13 protein-coding genes are annotated in these 17,688 nt (G+C 70.1%); 4 read left to right on the top strand and 9 right to left on the bottom strand.

Going from position 1 to position 17,688, the window contains the following annotated elements; all coding sequences use genetic code 11:
• Positions 1 to 13: 13 nt before the first annotated feature.
• Positions 14 to 988, bottom strand: coding sequence for a tyrosine recombinase XerC (locus tag GDIA_RS02955; protein ID WP_012553232.1), 975 nt, complete (start codon positions 986 to 988; stop codon positions 14 to 16).
• A 235-nt stretch (positions 989 to 1,223) separates the two neighbouring features.
• Here GDIA_RS02955 and GDIA_RS02960 point away from each other — a divergent pair, with 235 nt between their 5' ends.
• Positions 1,224 to 3,476, top strand: coding sequence for a primosomal protein N' (locus GDIA_RS02960; protein WP_041249787.1), 2,253 nt, complete (start codon positions 1,224 to 1,226; stop codon positions 3,474 to 3,476).
• Positions 3,477 to 3,482: 6 nt separating this feature from the next.
• On the opposite strand, the gene GDIA_RS02965 is transcribed toward GDIA_RS02960, so the two are convergent.
• Positions 3,483 to 5,639, bottom strand: a complete 2,157-nt coding sequence (locus GDIA_RS02965; protein ID WP_012226290.1) for a catalase — start codon at positions 5,637 to 5,639, stop codon at positions 3,483 to 3,485.
• 99 nt (positions 5,640 to 5,738) lie between these two features.
• Positions 5,739 to 7,415 (bottom strand): NAD(P)/FAD-dependent oxidoreductase, encoded by a 1,677-nt coding sequence (locus tag GDIA_RS02970; RefSeq protein ID WP_012553234.1) that lies wholly within the window; start codon positions 7,413 to 7,415, stop codon positions 5,739 to 5,741.
• 134 nt (positions 7,416 to 7,549) lie between these two features.
• Here GDIA_RS02970 and GDIA_RS02975 point away from each other — a divergent pair, with 134 nt between their 5' ends.
• The 3 genes from GDIA_RS02975 to GDIA_RS02985 all read left to right on the top strand — a co-directional run bounded on the left by GDIA_RS02975 (position 7,550) and on the right by GDIA_RS02985 (position 11,082).
• The gene (locus GDIA_RS02975) at positions 7,550 to 8,620 is read left to right on the top strand and encodes a cation diffusion facilitator family transporter (RefSeq protein WP_012553235.1); all 1,071 of its coding nucleotides are present in this window, start codon (positions 7,550 to 7,552) and stop codon (positions 8,618 to 8,620) included.
• Between the two features lie 3 nt (positions 8,621 to 8,623).
• Positions 8,624 to 9,553, top strand: coding sequence for a cation diffusion facilitator family transporter (locus GDIA_RS02980; RefSeq protein ID WP_012226296.1), 930 nt, complete (start codon positions 8,624 to 8,626; stop codon positions 9,551 to 9,553).
• Between the two features lie 158 nt (positions 9,554 to 9,711).
• Positions 9,712 to 11,082: a chloride channel protein gene (locus GDIA_RS02985; protein WP_043459160.1), complete on the top strand. Its 1,371-nt coding sequence runs from the start codon at positions 9,712 to 9,714 to the stop codon at positions 11,080 to 11,082.
• A 21-nt stretch (positions 11,083 to 11,103) separates the two neighbouring features.
• On the opposite strand, the gene GDIA_RS02990 is transcribed toward GDIA_RS02985, so the two are convergent.
• From GDIA_RS02990 to mnmA, 6 genes are all read right to left on the bottom strand, one after another.
• Positions 11,104 to 12,510 carry a cytochrome P450 gene (locus GDIA_RS02990; protein ID WP_012553237.1) on the bottom strand — a complete coding sequence of 469 codons (1,407 nt, stop codon included), beginning with the start codon at positions 12,508 to 12,510 and terminating at the stop codon, positions 11,104 to 11,106.
• Positions 12,511 to 12,613: 103 nt separating this feature from the next.
• Positions 12,614 to 13,663: a WD40 repeat domain-containing protein gene (locus GDIA_RS02995; RefSeq protein WP_012553238.1), complete on the bottom strand. Its 1,050-nt coding sequence runs from the start codon at positions 13,661 to 13,663 to the stop codon at positions 12,614 to 12,616.
• Positions 13,664 to 13,674: 11 nt separating this feature from the next.
• The gene (locus GDIA_RS03000) at positions 13,675 to 14,673 is read right to left on the bottom strand and encodes a CobW family GTP-binding protein (RefSeq protein WP_012553239.1); all 999 of its coding nucleotides are present in this window, start codon (positions 14,671 to 14,673) and stop codon (positions 13,675 to 13,677) included.
• A 91-nt stretch (positions 14,674 to 14,764) separates the two neighbouring features.
• Positions 14,765 to 15,874, bottom strand: a complete 1,110-nt coding sequence (locus GDIA_RS03005; RefSeq protein WP_012553240.1) for a glycosyltransferase family 4 protein — start codon at positions 15,872 to 15,874, stop codon at positions 14,765 to 14,767.
• A 7-nt stretch (positions 15,875 to 15,881) separates the two neighbouring features.
• Positions 15,882 to 16,550 (bottom strand): glutathione S-transferase, encoded by a 669-nt coding sequence (locus GDIA_RS03010; protein ID WP_012553241.1) that lies wholly within the window; start codon positions 16,548 to 16,550, stop codon positions 15,882 to 15,884.
• Between the two features lie 38 nt (positions 16,551 to 16,588).
• A complete protein-coding gene (mnmA, locus tag GDIA_RS03015) occupies positions 16,589 to 17,674 on the bottom strand; it encodes a tRNA 2-thiouridine(34) synthase MnmA (protein WP_012553242.1) in 1,086 nt (361 codons plus the stop codon).
• Between the last annotated feature and the right edge of the window lie 14 nt (positions 17,675 to 17,688).

The raw sequence follows: 17,688 nt of genomic DNA on the forward strand, positions 1-17,688 counted from the left end.
GATCTGCGCTCCTTCATTCTGCCGGACGTGCCGCGCGGGGATGGGCGCGGGTCCAGACTTCCGTCAGCCGGGCCTCGTCGGCCAGCGTATAGCGCTGGGTCGTCGACAGGCTGGCATGGCCCAGCAATTCCTGGATCGTGCGCAGATCCGCGCCGCCTTCCATCAGATGGGTGGCGAAGGAATGGCGCAGGGCATGGGGCGTGGCGTGGTCCGGCAGGCCCGCCATGTCGCGCCAGGCGCGCATCGCCCGCTGCGCCACCGCCGGCTGCAACCGGCCGCCCCGCACCCCGGGGAAGAGCGGCGCGTCGGGCAGAGGCGCGGGATGCCGCGCCCGCCAGTCCGTCAGCACACGCGCCACCGCCGGCAGGATCGGCACCAGCCGTTCCCGCCCGCCCTTGCCCCGGACCAGCAGCGTGCCGCCCGCCGACAGCGCGTGATCCAGATCCCGGACATCCAGCCCCAGCGCCTCGGATATCCGCAATCCGCAGCCATACAGCAGCAGGAACAGCGCCGCGTCGCGCGCCTGCCCCAGGGGCGTGACCGCCAGGTCCCCTACACCATCGGGCACGTCCAGGGCCTGCGCTTCGGACAAGGGGCGCGGCAGGGGGGATTTGGTACGCGGCGCGGCCAGCAGGCCGGGCGCCGGATTGGTAACGCCATGACGCCGCGCCAGATAGCGATAGAAGGACCGCATGGCCGACACCCGCCGCGCCCGGGTCCGCGCCGCACGGTCCGGCGTGCTGGACCGCCCCCGGTCGCGCTGTGCCAGCGCATGTCCCTGGGCATGTTCGAACGCCAGCCATGCCCGCAGGTCCGCCAGCGACAGTCGGTCCAGTACCGCCAGGTCCACCGTGCCGCCGACATGGGCGCCGATGAAATCCAGGAACCGGTCCAGGTCACCGCGATAGGCCGCGATCGTCAGGGGCGAGGCCCGGCGTTCGTCCCGCATCCAGTCCAGGAAGGCGTCGCGCAGATCCGCGCCCGTCATGCGCCGCCCCCCATCACGCGTGACGGCGGACAAGACAGGAAACGACCGGGGCGATAGAAAACCTCATGGCACATGCGAGTCTAGACAAACGCACCCCGGCACGGAAGGCGGGAATGGGAGGCTGCTTCAAAAGCCCCGCTGCTGAGCGAGAGCGGCCCGAAGGGTCGCGCCCGTCGTGTGTTTCCGAGCACCGAAGCGGAGCGGCCTTATGGCCGTGAGCATCGGAGCGCAGGAAATGCGCGTCGGACCGCCAGCAGCGGGGCTTTTGAAGCAGCCTCCGACCGGCCGGCCGCGTGTCGCGGTCCTGCTGCCTCTGCCCTTCCCCGGCCCGTTCGACTATGCCGCACCGCCGGACCTGCCCGCCCCCCCGCTGCAACCCGGCGACATCGTCACCGTGCCGCTGGGGCGGCGTACCGAAACCGGCGTGGTCTGGGACCCGGAGCGCAACCTGCCGCCCGAATTCACCCCGCCCCCCATGAAGAGCGTGGCGGACGGACGGCTGAAGCCCGTCATCGCGCGGCTGGACCAGCCGCCCTTGCCGGCCTCGCTGCGCCGCTTCGTCGACTGGGTCGCGGCCTATACGCTTTCCCCCCCGGGGCTGGTGCTGGCCATGGCGCTGCGCACCGGCACCGCCGCCCAGGCCGCCCCCGCGCTGGGCTGGGCCGTTGCCGATCCGCCGCCGGGCCTGCGCGACACCCCGGCACGGCGAAGGGTGCTGGACATCGCCGCGCATGACGGGCCGCTGACCGCCGCCGAACTGGCCCGCCGTGCCGGGGTCGGCACCAGCGTGGTGCGCGGCCTGGCGGATGCCGGGGCGCTGCGCGGGGTAACGATGACGCCGCGCCCCGCCTTCGTGCGGCCCGATCCGGACCATTGCCCCCCGGCACTGGACGGCGAGCAGGCGGAATCGGCCCGGGCCCTGCGTGCCCTGGCGGCGGAGGGCGGCTTTTCCGTCACCCTGCTGGAAGGAGTGACCGGATCGGGCAAGACCGAGATCTACATGGAGGCCATTGCCGCCTGCCTGGCGCGCGGGAAGCAGGTGATGGTGCTGCTGCCGGAAATCGCCCTGTCCTCGCAATGGACCGGGCGTTTCGCCCGCCGCTTCGGGGCGGAGCCCGCGCTGTGGCATTCCGACCTGGGGCCGCGCCTGCGCCGCGTCACCTGGCACGCGGTGGCCGACGGCACGGCGCGGGTGGTGGTGGGCGCGCGCTCGGCCCTGTTCCTGCCCTTCGCGGAACTGGGGCTGATCATCGTGGACGAGGAACACGAGACCGCGTTCAAGCAGGAAGACGGCGTGACCTACCACGCGCGCGACATGGCCGTGGTGCGGGCGCGCATGGACCGCGCGCCGGTCGTCCTGGTCTCGGCCACGCCCAGCCTGGAGACCCTGGCCAATGTCGGGGCCGGCCGCTACCGCCATCTGGTGCTGACCGCGCGCCATGGCGGGGCGACGATGCCCGAGGTGCGCACCATCGACATGCGCGCCCATCCGCCCGAACGGGGACTGTTCCTCTCGCCGGTGCTGACCGAGGCCATCCGGCAGGCGATCGGGCGCGGCGAGCAGGGGATGCTGTTCCTCAACCGGCGGGGCTATGCGCCGCTGACCCTGTGCCGTACCTGCGGCCACCGCCTGCAATGCCCGAACTGCACCGCCTGGCTGGTGGAACATCGCGCGCGGCAGATCCTGACCTGCCATCATTGCGGCTATCAGGAAGCGACACCGCCCGCCTGCCCCGAATGCCACGCCGAATCCAGCCTGACGCCGATCGGCCCCGGCGTGGAGCGCATTACCGAGGAAGCGCGCGCCACCTTCCCCGATGCGCGCATCCTGGTGATGGCCAGCGACACCCTGCCCGGCCCCGCCGCCACCGCCGACGCCGTGGCGCGGATCGCGCGGCGCGAGATCGACCTGGTGATCGGCACGCAGATCGTGGCCAAGGGCTGGCATTTTCCGCATCTGACGCTGGTCGGTGTCGTCGATGCCGACCTGGGCCTGGGCGGCGGCGACCTGCGCGCGGCGGAACGCACGGTGCAGTTGCTGCATCAGGTCGCCGGCCGCGCCGGCCGTGCCGAGGCCCCGGGGACGGTGCTGCTGCAGAGCTACACCCCCGACCATCCGGTGATGCTGGCGCTGGTGTCAGGCGATTTCGAGAGTTTCATGCGCCAGGAGGCCGAGCAGCGCCGCCCCGGCTTCTGGCCCCCCTTCGGCCGGCTGGCCGCCCTGATCGTCAGCGCGGATACGCCGGAGGCCGCCGACGCCACCGCCCGGGCCCTGGGTCAGGCAGCGCCCCGGGGCGACAGCCTGCAGGTGCTGGGCCCGGCCCCCGCGCCGCTGGCCATCCTGCGCGGCCGCCACCGCAGGCGACTGCTGCTGCGCACGCGGCGCGAGGTCGCGGTCCAGCCCCTGCTGCGGCAATGGCTGGACCGCGTGACGCCCGAACGCGGGGCCCGGATCGACATCGATATCGATCCGGTCTCGTTCCTTTAGCAGGCCCTATACCGCGTGGACGTTCGCCTCGCGCTCCCAGAACCGCAGAGCCCTGCACGCGGCGATGAAGGCGGTCGCGTCGGCGGGCGTGGACAGTTTAAGGATGCCGTCATCCATGTCGGCCGGGCGGACCCCCGCGCGTTCCATCAACGGCAGCGCCGCCTCGGCGTAGCCGATGAACTTGGCATGGGCGTAGGCATCGGCGATGAAGTCCCGCGCCGTCGCCTCCTGCATCAGCAGGGTGGCCCCGTCCGCCGAGGGCAGCAGCACCACGGCGTCGTACAGCACCGACGGGCCGCCATTGATCTTCTGCCCGGCCGGAACCAACGTGCCGTCATGCAGCGTCACGCCGCCCACCTTCGGCGCCACCAGTTCCACGTTCGTGCCCTCGGCCCTCGCCGCATCGGTGACGGCCTTCAGCAGCCCGGCATCGACGCCATCGGTCACCAGGATACCGATCTTGCGCCCCTTGAAGCTGTCGGGACCGTTCCGCAGGATGCTCAGCGCCGGCGAGGGCGCCAGGCCGTCCACCAGCGGGCGGGCCGGCGGGGCGGCCTCGGGCAGGTCCTCCAGCCCCAGCCCCTGCGCCACGGCGGTGGCCAGGTCGATATCGACATTCACCAGGTGCGACACCACCCGCGCACGGATCGGCGGCGTCTCGACCTTGCTCAGTTCGAAGGTGAAGGCCTGCTGGATGTGAACGCGCTCGGTCTCGGTCTGGCTCAGGTAGAATTGCCGGGCCTGGCTGTAATGGTCGCCGAACAGTTCGGAGCGTTCCCGCAATTTCTCGCCCGCCTCGCGCGCCGGGAAGGAAGTGAAGCCGCGCGCCGGGTCCTCACGCGGGCCGCCCTGCGCGCCGCCCCAGGAATTGGGTTCGTAGTTCGCCCGGCCCTTCGGATTATGCATCGCCATGTGCCCGTCCTGCTGGAAATTGTGAAACGGACATTTAGGGGCATTGATGGGAATATGCGTGAAGTTGGGGCCGCCCAGGCGCTTGAGCTGCGTGTCGAGGTAGGAAAAATTCCGCCCCTGCAGCAACGGATCGTTGGTGAAATCCACGCCCGGGACGATGTTCTGCGTGCAGAAGGCCACCTGCTCGGTCTCGGCGAAGAAATTATCGACGACCCGGTCCAGCACCAGCCGCCCGATCCGGCGCACCGGCACCAGTTCCTCGGGAATCAGCTTGGTCGGGTCCAGGACGTCGAAATCGAAACTGTCGGCGAAATCGTCGTCGAACAGTTGCACGCCCAGTTCCCATTCCGGAAAATCGCCGGACTGGATGGCGTTCCAAAGGTCACGACGATGAAAATCGGGATCGGCGCCGTTGATCTTCAGGGCCTCGTTCCACACCACCGATTGCAGGCCCTGCTTCGGCTTCCAATGGAATTTGACGTAGGTCGATTTGCCCGCCTTGTTCACGAAGCGGAAGGAGTGGACGCCGAACCCTTCCATGAACCGCAGCGAACGGGGAATGGCGCGGTCCGACATCACCCACAGCGCCATGTGGATCGATTCCGGCGACAGCGACACGAAATCCCAGAAATTGTCGTGCGCCGACTGCGCCTGCGGAAAGTCGCGATCCGGCTCGGGCTTCACCGAATGGATCACGTCGGGAAACTTGATGGCGTCCTGGATGAAGAAGACCGGGATATTGTTGCCGACAATGTCCCAGTTGCCTTCATGCGTGTACAGCTTGACCGCGAAGCCGCGCACGTCACGCGCCAGGTCGGACGATCCCTTGCTGCCCGCCACGGTGGAAAACCGCACGAAGGCCGGAACGCGCTCGCCCGGGCGCTGCAGCACGTCGGCGCGCGTCACGTCGGCCAGCGATTCCGTCAGTTCGAAGAACCCGTGCGCGCCATAGCCGCGCGCATGCACCACGCGTTCGGGAATCCGCTCGTGGTCGAAATGGAAGATCTTCTCGCGGAAATGGAAATCTTCCAGCAGGGTCGGCCCCCTCGCCCCGATCCGGGCCGAATTCTGGTCATCCGCGACCGGTATGCCCTGCTGGGTGGTCAGGACCGGCACGTCGCCCCCCGCCACCTGATGCGTCTCGCCACCCGCCCCGCGCTGGATCGTCTCGGTCCCGAGCGTGGCGGTCTTGCGCCCCGGCCCGGGTGATTTCGCACCCGGCGATTTCGTCCCTGGTGATTTTACGCTCATGACAGCCCCTCTGTTTCCTTCGGCATGGGGCGACCGGCGCCGCCATGCCCCTGGTTCGCCAACGTGGGCGCAAAGGGAGGGTTGCCCCTTGCCGGGCCCCTACTGGGCCGGGGCGCTGCGGGTCATGGTCTGGCGGATCAGTCCGTCGACCGGTCGCCCGGCCAGGTCCAGGGCCACCGCTTCGGCCACGCGGATGCCGTCGATGGCCGCCGACAGAATCCCGCCCGCATAGCCCGCGCCCTCGCCCGCCGGATACAGGCCGGCGGTATTCACGCTCTGCCCGTCCGGCCCACGCGGGATTCGCAGCGGCGAGGACGTGCGCGTTTCCACCCCCGTCATCACCGCGTCCTCCATGTCGAAGCCGGCGAGCTGCCGCCCGAAATCGGCCAGCGCCTCACGCATGGCCTGGACCGCGAAATCGGGCAGGCAGGCGGCCAGGTCCGTGGGCGTGACCCCGGGACGATAGGACGGCTCCACCGCGCCCAGGTGGGTCGAGGGCCGGCCGGCCAGGAAATCGCCCACGCGCTGGGCCGGGGCGCGGTAGCCGCCGCCGCCGGCCAGGTAGGCCTGGCGTTCCCAATGGCGCTGGAACGCGATGCCGGCCAGCGGGCCGTCGGGATAATCGGGGTCGGGGGTGACGCCGACTACGATCCCCGCATTGGCGTTGCGTTCGGCCCGTGAATACTGGCTCATTCCGTTGGTGACGACGCGTCCTTCCTCGGACGTCGCGGCGACCACCGTGCCGCCGGGGCACATGCAGAAGGAATAGACCGCCCGCCCGTTGGACGCGTGATGCACCAGCCGGTAATCCGCCGCCCCCAGCAGCGGATTGCCGGCATGCGTGCCGAACCGCGCGGCATCGATGACCGATTGCGGATGCTCAATCCGCACGCCGATGGAAAAGGGCTTGGCCTCCATCGCAACGTCCCTGCCGTGCAGCATGGCGAAGGTATCGCGCGCGCTGTGGCCGACGGCCAGCACGACATGGTCGGCCTGCACCACCTCGCCGCCCGCCAGGCTGACCCCCGAGACCCGGCGGGCGCCGGGCGCGAGCAGGATATCCTCCACCCGGGCGCCGAAGCGATATTCGCCGCCCAGCGCCTCGATCTCCGCACGGATATGCTCGACCATCGACACCAGGCGGAACGTGCCGATATGCGGCTTGGACAGATAGAGGATTTCCTTCGGCGCGCCGGCCCGGACGAATTCCGTCAGCACCTTGCGGCCGTAATGGCGCGGATCGCTGACCTGGCTGTACAGCTTGCCGTCGGAAAACGTCCCGGCCCCGCCCTCGCCGAACTGCACGTTGCTTTCCGGCGTCAGCACCGATCTGCGCCACAGGGCGAACGTATCGACGGTGCGCTCGCGCACGCTCTTGCCGCGTTCCAGCATCAGCGGCCGCAACCCCATCTGCGCCAGCAGCAGCCCCGCCAGCAGGCCGCACGGCCCCGCGCCGATCACTATCGGGCGGCGATAGGTAGCGGCAGCCGCCAGGCGGGCGCCGTCCTCCACGGGGACGCGATAGGTCGTATCCGGCGCCACGCCGACATGCCTGTCGCCCGCCAGCCGCGCCAGGACCCCTTCCTCGTCCCGCAGGGTGCAATCGACGGTGTAGACCAGGACGATCGCGCCCCGGCGCCGCGCGTCGTAGCCCCGGCGGAACACCGCGTGATCCAGCAGGTCCTCGGCCGGAATGCCCAGCCGCCGGATGATCTCCGCCGCCAGGGCATCGGGATGATGGTCCAGCGGAAGCCGGATTTCGGTCAGTCGGATCATGAGGGAACCCGGTTTCTGTTCGGAGGCGTGCCATATCATGGGCGAGCCCCCCGGCAAAAGAATGCAGGACTCGCCCCGCCGGTCGCGCTTCTGTTACAGAAAGCCCCCCGCCCCCGGACGAGAACCACGCCGCCATGGCCGACCCGCACGATCAACCGCCCCCGCACCGGCACGATTCCGCCGAGGACCAAGCGGGAGAGTGTGGCCACGGACATGACCACGCGCACGATGATGGACATGATCACGGTCACGATCATGGGCATGAGGGGCACGGACATGGATTCGGCCACCATCACGTCCATGCCCCGGCCAGTTTCGGCGCCGCCTTTGCGTGGGGCATCGCGCTGAACCTGGTCTATGTCGTCGCCGAGGCGACCTGGGGCGTGCTGTCCCACGCGCTCGCCCTGATGGCGGATGCCGGCCATAACCTGTCCGACGTCCTGGCGCTGGCGGCGGCGTGGATGGCGCAGCACCTGTCGCGGCGCGCGCCCAGCGCCGATTTCACCTATGGACTGCGCCGCTCGTCCATCCTGGCCGCGCTGGGCAATGCGGTGGCGCTGCTGCTGGTCACCGGCGGCATCGTGTGGGAGGCGATCCTGCGCCTGATCAACCCCGCCCCGGTGCCCGGCACCACGATCATGGTGGTGGCGGGGATCGGAATCCTGGTCAACGGGATCACCGCCCTGCTGTTCGCGCGGGGCGGGGAGGACCTGAACATCCGCGCCGCCTTCCTGCACATGGCGGCCGACACGCTGATGACGGTCGCGGTGGTGATCGCGGGCGCGATCATCCTCTATACCGGCTGGACGCGCGTGGACCCCATCGTCAGCCTGGTCGTGTCGGTCACGATCGTCGCCGGCACCTGGTCGCTGCTGCGCGATTCGCTGGACATGGCGCTGGACCGGGTGCCCCGCACGATCGACCGCGCCGGGGTCGAGGCCTATCTGCGCACCCTGCCGGGGGTGCTGGACCTGCACGACCTGCATATCTGGCCGATCAGTACGACGGACACCGCCCTGACCGTGCATCTGGTGCGCGCCGCCTGCCCCGTTCCTCCGGGGGAGGAAGACGCCAGCGAGGACAGCCTGCTGCGTGACGCGACCGAGGCACTGCGCACGCGCTTTCGCATCGGCCATCCCACCTTCCAGATCGAAACGCTGTCCTATTCCGCACGATGTGTCCTGGCGGACGCGAACACGATCTGACCCATGCCGCATATCAGCAAGAACGCCCTGGCCTGGACCAGCCTGGGGGTCAGCCTGGTCGCCCTGAGCCTGAAATACGCCGCCTGGCGCGTCACCGGCTCGATCGCGCTCTATTCCGATGCGATCGAGACGATCATCAACGTCGTCGCCGCCCTGGCCGGCCTGTGGGCGCTACGCGTCGCCAGCCTGCCGCCCGACGAAAACCACACCTACGGCCATTACAAGGCGGAATACCTGTCGGCGGTGGCCGAAGGCGTGCTGGTACTGATGACCGCGCTGGCCATCGGGCGCGAGGCCTGGATCGACTGGCAGCATCCGGTTCTGCCGCACGCGCCGCTGTCGGGCATCGCGCTGAACGGCTCGGCCGGCGTACTGAACCTGGCCTGGGCGATCGTGCTGCTGCAGTCCGGCCGGGCGCGGCGATCGCCGACCCTGATCGCAGCGGGCCAGCACGTGATGTCCGACGTGTGGACCACGGTCGGGCTGGTCGCCGGCTTCGTCCTGATCCCGCTGACCGGGCAGGCCTGGCTGGATGCCGCCCTGGCCGCGCTGATCGCGGTGAACGTACTGCGCGTCGGCTGGGAGATGATGCGCCGTTCGATCGCGGGCCTGATGGACGAGGCCCCGGATGCGGACACCCTGGCCGATATCCGCCACGTCATCGCCAGCAACGCCACCGGCGCGATCGAGGCGCACGACCTGCGGGCGCGCATCGTCGGCGCCATGGCGTTCGTGGAATTTCATCTGGTGGTTCCCGGCGCCATGTCCGTGGACGCTGCCCACGAGATCTGCGACCGGATCGAGGCCGCCCTGCGCGCCGAGATCGGCCAGGCGCTGATCCACATCCATGTCGAGCCCGAGCGCAAGGCCAAGCATGAGGGAATTGCGGTTCCGCCGGCCCCCGCGCCCCGGGCAATCCTGCCCTCATCCTGAAACAGGGCTAGCATGGCGGTTCCGCTGGAACCCGCCGGACAATCCGCGCTAAAGGGACGGATGGCCCCGAACCGACCCGCAGCCCCCATCCGGGCAGGCCTGGCCTGCCTCGGGCGAGAATGATGAAAACCGACCTGACCGAACTGCGCATCCGCCATATGCGCCACCTGCGCCGATCCGCCCGGGTCACGACGGCGCAGTGGCGGCGCAAGATCGTGTACTGGGCCGCGGCCATCGTCGTGGGGCTGGTCGCCGTGGGCTTCGCCACCGCCGCCGACGCCGCCGCCGCCCTGCGTACGCGCCTGGTCCACTGGGACCCGTGGATCATGCTGGCGATCACCCCGGCGGGGCTGGCGCTGTCCACCTGGCTGACCCGCACCTGGTTTCGCGGCGCCCAGGGATCGGGCATTCCCCAGACGATCGCGACCCTGCACCTGGACGATTTCGCGGTGGTCGACCGGCTGCTGTCGCTGCGCATCGCCTTCGGCAAGATCCTGCTGACCACGCTGGGCCTGCTGGCCGGGGCATCGATCGGCCGCGAGGGCCCGACCGTGCAGGTGGGCGCCGCGATCATGCATGCGTTCGGCCGCTGGCTGAACCTGTCGGCGGTGGGGATGCGCCGGGGGCTGATCCTGGCGGGCGGCGCGTCGGGCGTGTCGGCGGCCTTCAACACGCCGCTGGGCGGAATCGTGTTCGCGATCGAGGAACTGAGCCATTCCTTCGAGCAGCGCACCAGCGGCACGATGCTGACCGGCGTTATCCTGTCGGGCGTCACCGCCATCGCGCTGGTCGGCAATTATACCTATTTCGGCCATACCGACGTCGTGGTGCCGATCGGCATAAGCTGGATCGCGGTGCTGGCCTGCGGTATCCTGGGCGGGGTCAGCGGCGGGGCGTTCTCGGCCATCCTGATCCGCTCCTCGGCCGGCCTGCCGGGCGTGCTGGGGCAGTTCGTCAGCCGCCGGCCGGTGGCCTTCGCGGCCGCGTGCGGCCTGGTACTGGCCGTCCTGGGCGTGGCATCGGGGGGCATCACCTACGGCACGGGCTATTTACAGGCGCGCGAGATCATCACGGGCCAGACCCATTATCCGGCGTCGTTCTTCATCCTGAAATACATCGCCACCATCGTGTCCTACTGCTCGGGCATTCCGGGGGGACTGTTCGCGCCGTCGCTGGCCATCGGGGCGGGCATCGGCGGGTGGATCGCGCAGTTCCTGCCCCATACGACGCCCGGCGCGGTCGTCCTGCTGGGCACCGTCGCCTATTTCTCGGCGGTGGTGCAGGCTCCGCTGACGGCCACCGTCATCGTGATGGAAATGTCGGACAACCAGCAGGTGACGCTGGCGCTGCTGGCGACGTCGTTCCTGGCCTATGCCGTGTCGCGCACGGTCTGCAGCCAGTCGCTCTACAGCGCGCTGGCCGAAAAATTCCTCGATGTGGTGGAACATGCCCCCCCGCCGGCCGAGGAAACCGCCGCCCCGCCCCGGGCCGCGATCGTCCCCGGCCCCGCCGCGCCGGAACGGGTCTGACGAGATCCTGCGCGCGAGCGCTCAGCCGTGGTGGACCGGACAGCGTTGGGCCGACGCGCCTGCCGGGACCGGTCGAGTCCCGGCGGCGGCCGTGCGCTTCCACACCGTCATCGGCAGGGTGTCGCCGGGGCGCAGGGTCAGGCGGCAGACCGGCTCGACCACCGCGCCGGGCGCCAGGCGCAACGTCGTGCCGCGTGCCAGCGAGGCCAGGCAGATGATCGCCTCGACCAGCCCGAAGGACAGGCCGGGACAGATCCGCGGGCCGATGCTGAACGGCACGTAGGTATATTTCTGCGGCGCATCCGGACTGCCGGGCAGGAACCGCTCGGGCATGAAATGGTCGGGCTTGCGCCAGTAGAGACGGTGCCGGTGCAGCAGCCACGGCACCACCATGACCAGCGCGCCGGCCTTCACCTTGCGGCTGCGGATGGTGTCGTCCTCCTTCGCCTCCCGCGCCAGCAGGGGCACGGGCGGGTAGAGGCGCAGGGTCTCCTCGACGATGGCACGCGTATAGACCAGTTGCGACACATCCGCGAAGGTCGGTGCCCGCGAACCGAGGACGGTATCGAGTTCCTCGTGCAGGCGGGCCTCGACCTCCGGCGCCTGCGACAGCAGGTACCACACCCAGGACAGGCAGTTGGCCGTGGTTTCATGCCCGGCCAGGAAGATGACGGCGGCCTCGTTCCGCAGCGCGGTGGCGTCCAGCACCCCATCGCGCATCAGCATCCGGATGACCGAGCCATCATCCTCGGTGCGCTGAAGATCAGCGATGATCCCGTCGAGGACAGCGTGAATCCGGGCCGTCGCGCGGCGGGTCTTGGCCCCGTTCCGGCGCGGAACCCAGGATGGCAGGCCGAACGACGCGAGATCGCTCTGATCGACATATTTCTGGTATTCGGTAAAGGCTTCCGCCACCTCGCGCGCATGCTCCGCCCCCAGCGTCCGGCCGAATACCGCGCGGCAGATGATTTCCGCCGTCAGTTGCGCCATGACCTTCAGCACGTCGAAGGTCGCCCCGTCGGGAAGGGCGGCCCATCTGTCGGCCAGTTCGCCGACGGTCTCGACCATCGCGGGGGCGAACTGGTCCATGCGCGAGGTGTGCAGCACCGGCGAGACCATCTGTCGCCGCTGCTTCCAGGTCTCGCCGTCGCTGACGAACAGCCCGTCACCCAGCAGCGGCGACAGGGCGTTGCGTATCTGCGGGCTCTTGCGCTGAAAATTCTCGGCACGGGTGATGAAGGCGTGACGGACGGTGTCCGGACTGTTGCAGATGAAGACCTGCCGGGCCAGAACCTGCATCGACATCGTCTGGTATTCGAATGCCTTTTCTTCCCATATATTCAGGAAGTTTTGCGTTCCTCTCCGCAACAGCTCGAATACCGACAGCGATGTCTTCGGACGGGGCGGAAAGGGAGGGATGAATTCCATACTATTCCACCTATCGGCGCACAGTCGAAAATTCAAGCTCCGGGAGGGAATGGCAGGGGAGACAGTCCGTCGACCCTGCCCCCTGCCCCCTGCCCCCTGCCCCTTAGCGTGCCGCCAGATCGACGATTCCGATCCCCCCGTCCTCGGTCCCGAAGGCCAGGGCGCAGCCGTCGGGGGTGAAGGCCAGGGCGGAGATCGCGCCGCCACCGGCGCCGCGTACCGGCAATACCCGCTGCGCCGCCGCATCCTCCAGCAGCACGGTGCCGTCTTCGAACCCCGCGGCGACGATCTCGTGCACCGGATGGCAGGCGACGCGCCGGCAGATGACACCGGGCACCCCTGCCAGTTCCGACGGCGGCTTGCCCATCGGGCCGCCGCCGAAGAACGGCCACATCACCACGCTGTCCGCCCCGCTGGTCACCAGCCATTTGCCGGTGCGCGAGAACGCCATGGACTGCACTTTGTGCGGATAGCCGCTCATGCGCATGTTGTGCCCGTCGGACAGGCGCCAGCCATGCAGGTCGTTTTCCTGCATGCTGGTCACCAGCGCCTCGCCGCCCGGATGGATCGCGATGCCGGTATGGCTCCCCTTCCATTCCAGGCGCCGGGGGGTATCGACCTTGGCATGGACGAACCACAGCGACGCGCCATTGTAATGCGAGGCCGCGATCCGCTTGCCCTTGGCATCGAACACGATGCCGCTGACGGTCGAGGGGTGCTCCAGCACCTTCAGGGTCGTCGCCCCCGTGGCGTCGCGCAGTTCCACCTGCTTGCCCGACGCGAACGCGATCACGCCGGACTTTCCGTCCGCCCAACTGCTCACATGCTCGACCCAGCGGCGGCCACGCACCAGGTCGGTGACCGCGCCATCGGCGCCGATCCGACGCAGCGTGCTGTCGTCGCCCCCGGTCAGGAACCCCGCCGGGGCGGCATTCGGCGCCAGGGACAGGATCGCCCCGTCATGCACCGTCTGCACCTGCCATACGGCGGCGTTTGCGAAATCCTCGCGTGCCGCCAGCACGATGTCGCCCTCGGCGGTGGCAAAGGCGAACTGCCGGCTGTCACGCGAGGCGACACAACCGGTGACATGGCCGTCGATCATCCTTACCGCGCCGCGCGTCTCCAGCAGTCCCGCCGGCGCGTTGCCGGCCATCCCCGCGCCGCTCATTGCGCGCGGCAGCTTTCGAAGCCGCGACGCAGGCGCGGGCGGTTGAGGTTGCGGCCGATGAAGACCAGGCGGGATTCGCGGGCCTCGCCTTCCTTCCACGGACCGATGAAGTCGCCATCGGCCATCATGTGCACGGCCTGGAAGGCGAAGCGCCGGTTCTCGCCCGCATAGTTCAGGATGCCCTTGGCGCGCAGGATGTCGGCCCCCTGTTCCTGCAGCAACGCGCCGATCCAGGCCTGGAACTTCGCCGCATCCAGCGGTTCCTCCATCACATAGGACATCGAGGTCACGTTTTCCTCGTGCGAATGGCTGGTGTCCTCCAGGAAGCGCGGCGCGTGCTCCAGCGCGCGGGCCAGGTCGAAGCCGCCCTGGTCCAGCACGTCGGTCAGCGCGACGTCGCCGCGCTGGGCCCGGTGCAGGCGCGCCACCGCGTTGATCGACCGGATGCGCGATTCGATGGCCGCGATCGCGGCCTCGTCCACCAGGTCGGTCTTGTTGAGGATGATGACGTCGGCGAAGGCGATCTGGTTCACCGCCTCGGGGCTTTCGTCCAGCGTCTGAAGCACGTTCATCGCGTCCACGACGGTCACGACGGCGTCCAGGCGCGTCTTGCCGCGCACGTCCTCGTCGACGAAGAAGGTCTGCGCCACGGGTGCCGGGTCGGCCAGGCCGGTGGTCTCCACGATGATGCCGTCGAACTTCCCGCGTCGCTTCATCAGGCTGCCCAGGATGCGGATCAGGTCGCCCCGCACGGTGCAGCAGATGCAGCCGTTGTTCATCTCGAACACTTCCTCGTCGGCATCCACCACGAGGTCGTTGTCCACGCCGAGTTCCCCGAACTCGTTGATCACCACGGCGTATTTGCGCCCGTGCTCCGCCGTCAGGATATGGTTGAGCAGCGTGGTCTTGCCCGCGCCGAGAAAGCCCGTCAGCACCGTCACCGGCACCAGCCCATCACCGTCTTTCGGCTGGAGCGCCGCTTGGGTTTCAGACATGTCGTCTCCTGTCCCTGTATCCATTCGTTCCTGCATATAGGCCCACCCGCCCGCCGGTCCCATCCCCCGGCGGCAGGAAAGTGGCGGCCGGTCAGGCGCCGGGGCCTGCCCCGCCGGCGGCGATGCCGGCCCGGCGCAGGCCGCGCAACGTGGTCCGGGCGGCCGCGCAGTCGAACAGCCGCGCCCGCGCCCGCCCCCGCGCCGACAGGTCGGCCCGCCGGTCCGCCGAACGGGCCAGGTCGCGGATCGCATCCGCCAGTCCGGTTTCCGGGTCCGGCGGGACCAGCAGCCCGGCATCCCCCACCAGGTCGGGCAACCCGCCGCGGGGGGATGCGACCAGCGCGGCGCCGCAGGCCATGGCTTCCAGCGCCGTCAGGCCGAACGGTTCCGGCCAGCGGCTGGGCACCACGACGATGGCGGCACGGGCCATTTCGGCCAGCACGCGGTCATGGGGCCGGTAGCCGGCCATGTCCACGCCTGCCGCCCGCGCCAGGGGCCGCAACGCCTCCAGGAACGGCGTGTCCGGCGAATCGGGGCCGAACCGGTCCGCGCCGATCATCCGCGCCCGCCATCCCGGCAGGTCGGGCAGCACCGCGCCGCACGCCGCGACGAAGGCATCCGCCCCCTTGTCCGCCACCACGCGGCCGGCGAACAGGATCGTCCGGTCCCGCCCGGCCGGCGGCAGGGCGGGCGGCAGCCCGGCCAGGTCGATACAATTCGGGACCACGTCGACCCCCGCCCCGGTGGGCAGGCCCGCGACGAACCGCCCCCGGACCCAGCCGGACACCGCGACCACCCGCATGCGCCGCAGGATCGCCGCCCGCCCCCCCGGCGAGGCCGCGCCCCGCATCGCCTGCGGGTCGTTATGCAGCACCAGCATCATCGGCAGGCGGGGAAACCGCCGGGCCAGCGCCCAGGCCACGTCCGGGCGATTATGGATTTCGACCAGCGCCGGGCGCACGGCGCGCACGATCCGCGCCACGGCGGCGGCGTAGCGTCCCGCCCCCCCCGCGATCCAGGCCGGCGGCCACAGGCCTGGCACCGCCGGCCGGAAGGTCACGCCGTCGAACGGCGCGGCCACCGCCGTGCCGACGACCACGTCGCCCACGTCCGCCAGCCGGCGCACCAGCAGGCTGATCGCCCCCGCCTGCCCCGGCGCGAAGCGCTCTCGCGGCGGCAGCACGGTGACGACCGGCGCCACCAGGCCGTCAGGAAATGGATTCGTAGCGGTCGAGCTGCCACGCGGCGGGCTCGCGCGCCGCCTCGTCATACCAGCGCACGACCAGCGGATGCGCGCGTAGCGCCGCCGCGTACTCGGCCGCCACCGGCGACAGCGTCACGCCATAGGACAGGAACCGGGCGATCACCGGGGCATACATCGCGTCCGCGACGGTCAGGCCGGCGCCGAACAGATAGGGGCCGCCCGCCCCGAACGCCGCGCGGGTTTCCGACAGGATGGCGTCGATCCGCGCGATGTCCCCCAGCACATCGTCCGCCAGGGGCGCCGCCAAAGGCCGCGCCTGGCGGCCCAGGTTCATCGGCATGGCCATGCGCAACGGGCGGAATCCGGCATGCATTTCCGACGCGATGCTGCGGGCGTGGGCGCGGGCCACGCGATCGGCCGGCCACAGCGCGGGGGCGATCTCGGCGCAATATTCCCCGATCGCCAGGCTTTCCCACACCCGCGCGCCCCGATGTTCCAGATACGGCACCAGCCCGTTGGGCGAAACCGCCTTGATCCCGGCGGTGCCGCCGCCCCCGGCGATGGGAATCAGGACCTCCTCGACATCCAGCCCGGCCAGATGCACGACCAGCCAGCCGCGCAGCGACCAGGACGAATACCGTCTGGTGCCGATGATCAGTCTGCCGTCCGCCATACCACCCATCCTTCGTCCCTTACGCGCGGTCCTGCCGTTCAGGCCGCCGCGCCCGCCATCTCGCGCCGCCGGATGAAGCCGCCGCCCAGGACGCGGCTGCCGTCATATAGCACGCAGGCCTGCCCGGGGGCCGGCATCGCGGCTTCGTCCAGCGTCACCGAGGCGCCGTCCGCCGTGCGCCGCACCGTCGCGGGCCGCGCGGCTTCGCGCGCGCGGATCTGGACCAGGCAGCGCAGGTCCCCCTCGGGCGGGTCGATCAGCCAGTTCATGTCCCGCAGCGACAGGTCGCGCACGGCGCTGCCGGTGCGCGGCCCGATCACCACGCGCCGGGAAGCGGGGTCGATGCCCACCACCATCTGGCGCGCGCCGTCACGCATCGCGGCATCGCCCAGCCGGCGGCTCTGCCCGACCGTGAAGCGGGTCACGCCGTCATGCCGCCCGACGACCCGGCCCGATCCATCCACGATCTCGCCCTCGCCCGCCATTTCGGGGCGCAGCGCCTCGACCACCCGGGCATAGGACCCGTCGGGCACGAAGCACAGGTCCTGGCTGTCGGGCTTGGCCGCCACGGACAGGCCGAACCGCTCGGCCTCGGCCCGGACGGCGGCCTTGTCCGGCATGTCGCCTAACGGAAAGCGCAGGAATTCCAGTTGCCGGCGGGTGGTCGCGAACAGGAACCAGGACTGGTCCCGGCCTTCATCCACCGGGCGGTGCAGTTCGGCCCCGTCCGGCCCCTCGATCCGGCGGACGTAATGGCCGGTCGCCATCGCCTCTGCCCCCAGGTCGCGCGCCATGCCCAGCAGGTCGGTGAATTTCACCCCCTGGTTGCAGGCCACGCAGGGTACCGGGGTCTCGCCGCCGGCATAGGCGTCGGCGAAGGTCTCGATCACGCTCTGGCGGAAGCGTGTTTCCGCGTCGATCACGTAATGGGGGATACCCAGCCGGTCGGCCACGCGGCGCGCATCATGGATGTCGCGTCCGGCACAGCAGGCGCCCTTGCGGGCGGACTCGCGCGAATCATAGAGCTGCAGCGTCGCGCCGACGACCTCGTGGCCTTCGGCCACCAGGCGCGCGGCGACCACGCTGCTGTCCACGCCGCCGGACATGGCGACCATGATCCGCATGAGTTGGTTCCCCC

It is taken from the genome of Gluconacetobacter diazotrophicus PA1 5 (genome assembly GCF_000021325.1).
Lineage (GTDB): Bacteria > Pseudomonadota > Alphaproteobacteria > Acetobacterales > Acetobacteraceae > Gluconacetobacter > Gluconacetobacter diazotrophicus.

Bases quoted from the DNA above. Each gene is read 5' to 3' on its own strand.
- GDIA_RS02955 (WP_012553232.1), bottom strand. From the start codon at position 988: ATGACGGGCGCGGATCTGCGCGACGCCTTCCTGGACTGGATGCGGGAC.
- GDIA_RS02960 (WP_041249787.1), top strand. From the start codon at position 1,224: ATGCGCGTCGGACCGCCAGCAGCGGGGCTTTTGAAGCAGCCTCCGACC.
- GDIA_RS02965 (WP_012226290.1), bottom strand. From the start codon at position 5,639: ATGAGCGTAAAATCACCAGGGACGAAATCGCCGGGTGCGAAATCACCC.
- GDIA_RS02970 (WP_012553234.1), bottom strand. From the start codon at position 7,415: ATGATCCGACTGACCGAAATCCGGCTTCCGCTGGACCATCATCCCGAT.
- GDIA_RS02975 (WP_012553235.1), top strand. From the start codon at position 7,550: ATGGCCGACCCGCACGATCAACCGCCCCCGCACCGGCACGATTCCGCC.
- GDIA_RS02980 (WP_012226296.1), top strand. From the start codon at position 8,624: ATGCCGCATATCAGCAAGAACGCCCTGGCCTGGACCAGCCTGGGGGTC.
- GDIA_RS02985 (WP_043459160.1), top strand. From the start codon at position 9,712: ATGCGCCACCTGCGCCGATCCGCCCGGGTCACGACGGCGCAGTGGCGG.
- GDIA_RS02990 (WP_012553237.1), bottom strand. From the start codon at position 12,510: ATGGAATTCATCCCTCCCTTTCCGCCCCGTCCGAAGACATCGCTGTCG.
- GDIA_RS02995 (WP_012553238.1), bottom strand. From the start codon at position 13,663: ATGGCCGGCAACGCGCCGGCGGGACTGCTGGAGACGCGCGGCGCGGTA.
- GDIA_RS03000 (WP_012553239.1), bottom strand. From the start codon at position 14,673: ATGTCTGAAACCCAAGCGGCGCTCCAGCCGAAAGACGGTGATGGGCTG.
- GDIA_RS03010 (WP_012553241.1), bottom strand. From the start codon at position 16,550: ATGGCGGACGGCAGACTGATCATCGGCACCAGACGGTATTCGTCCTGG.
- mnmA (WP_012553242.1), bottom strand. From the start codon at position 17,674: ATGCGGATCATGGTCGCCATGTCCGGCGGCGTGGACAGCAGCGTGGTC.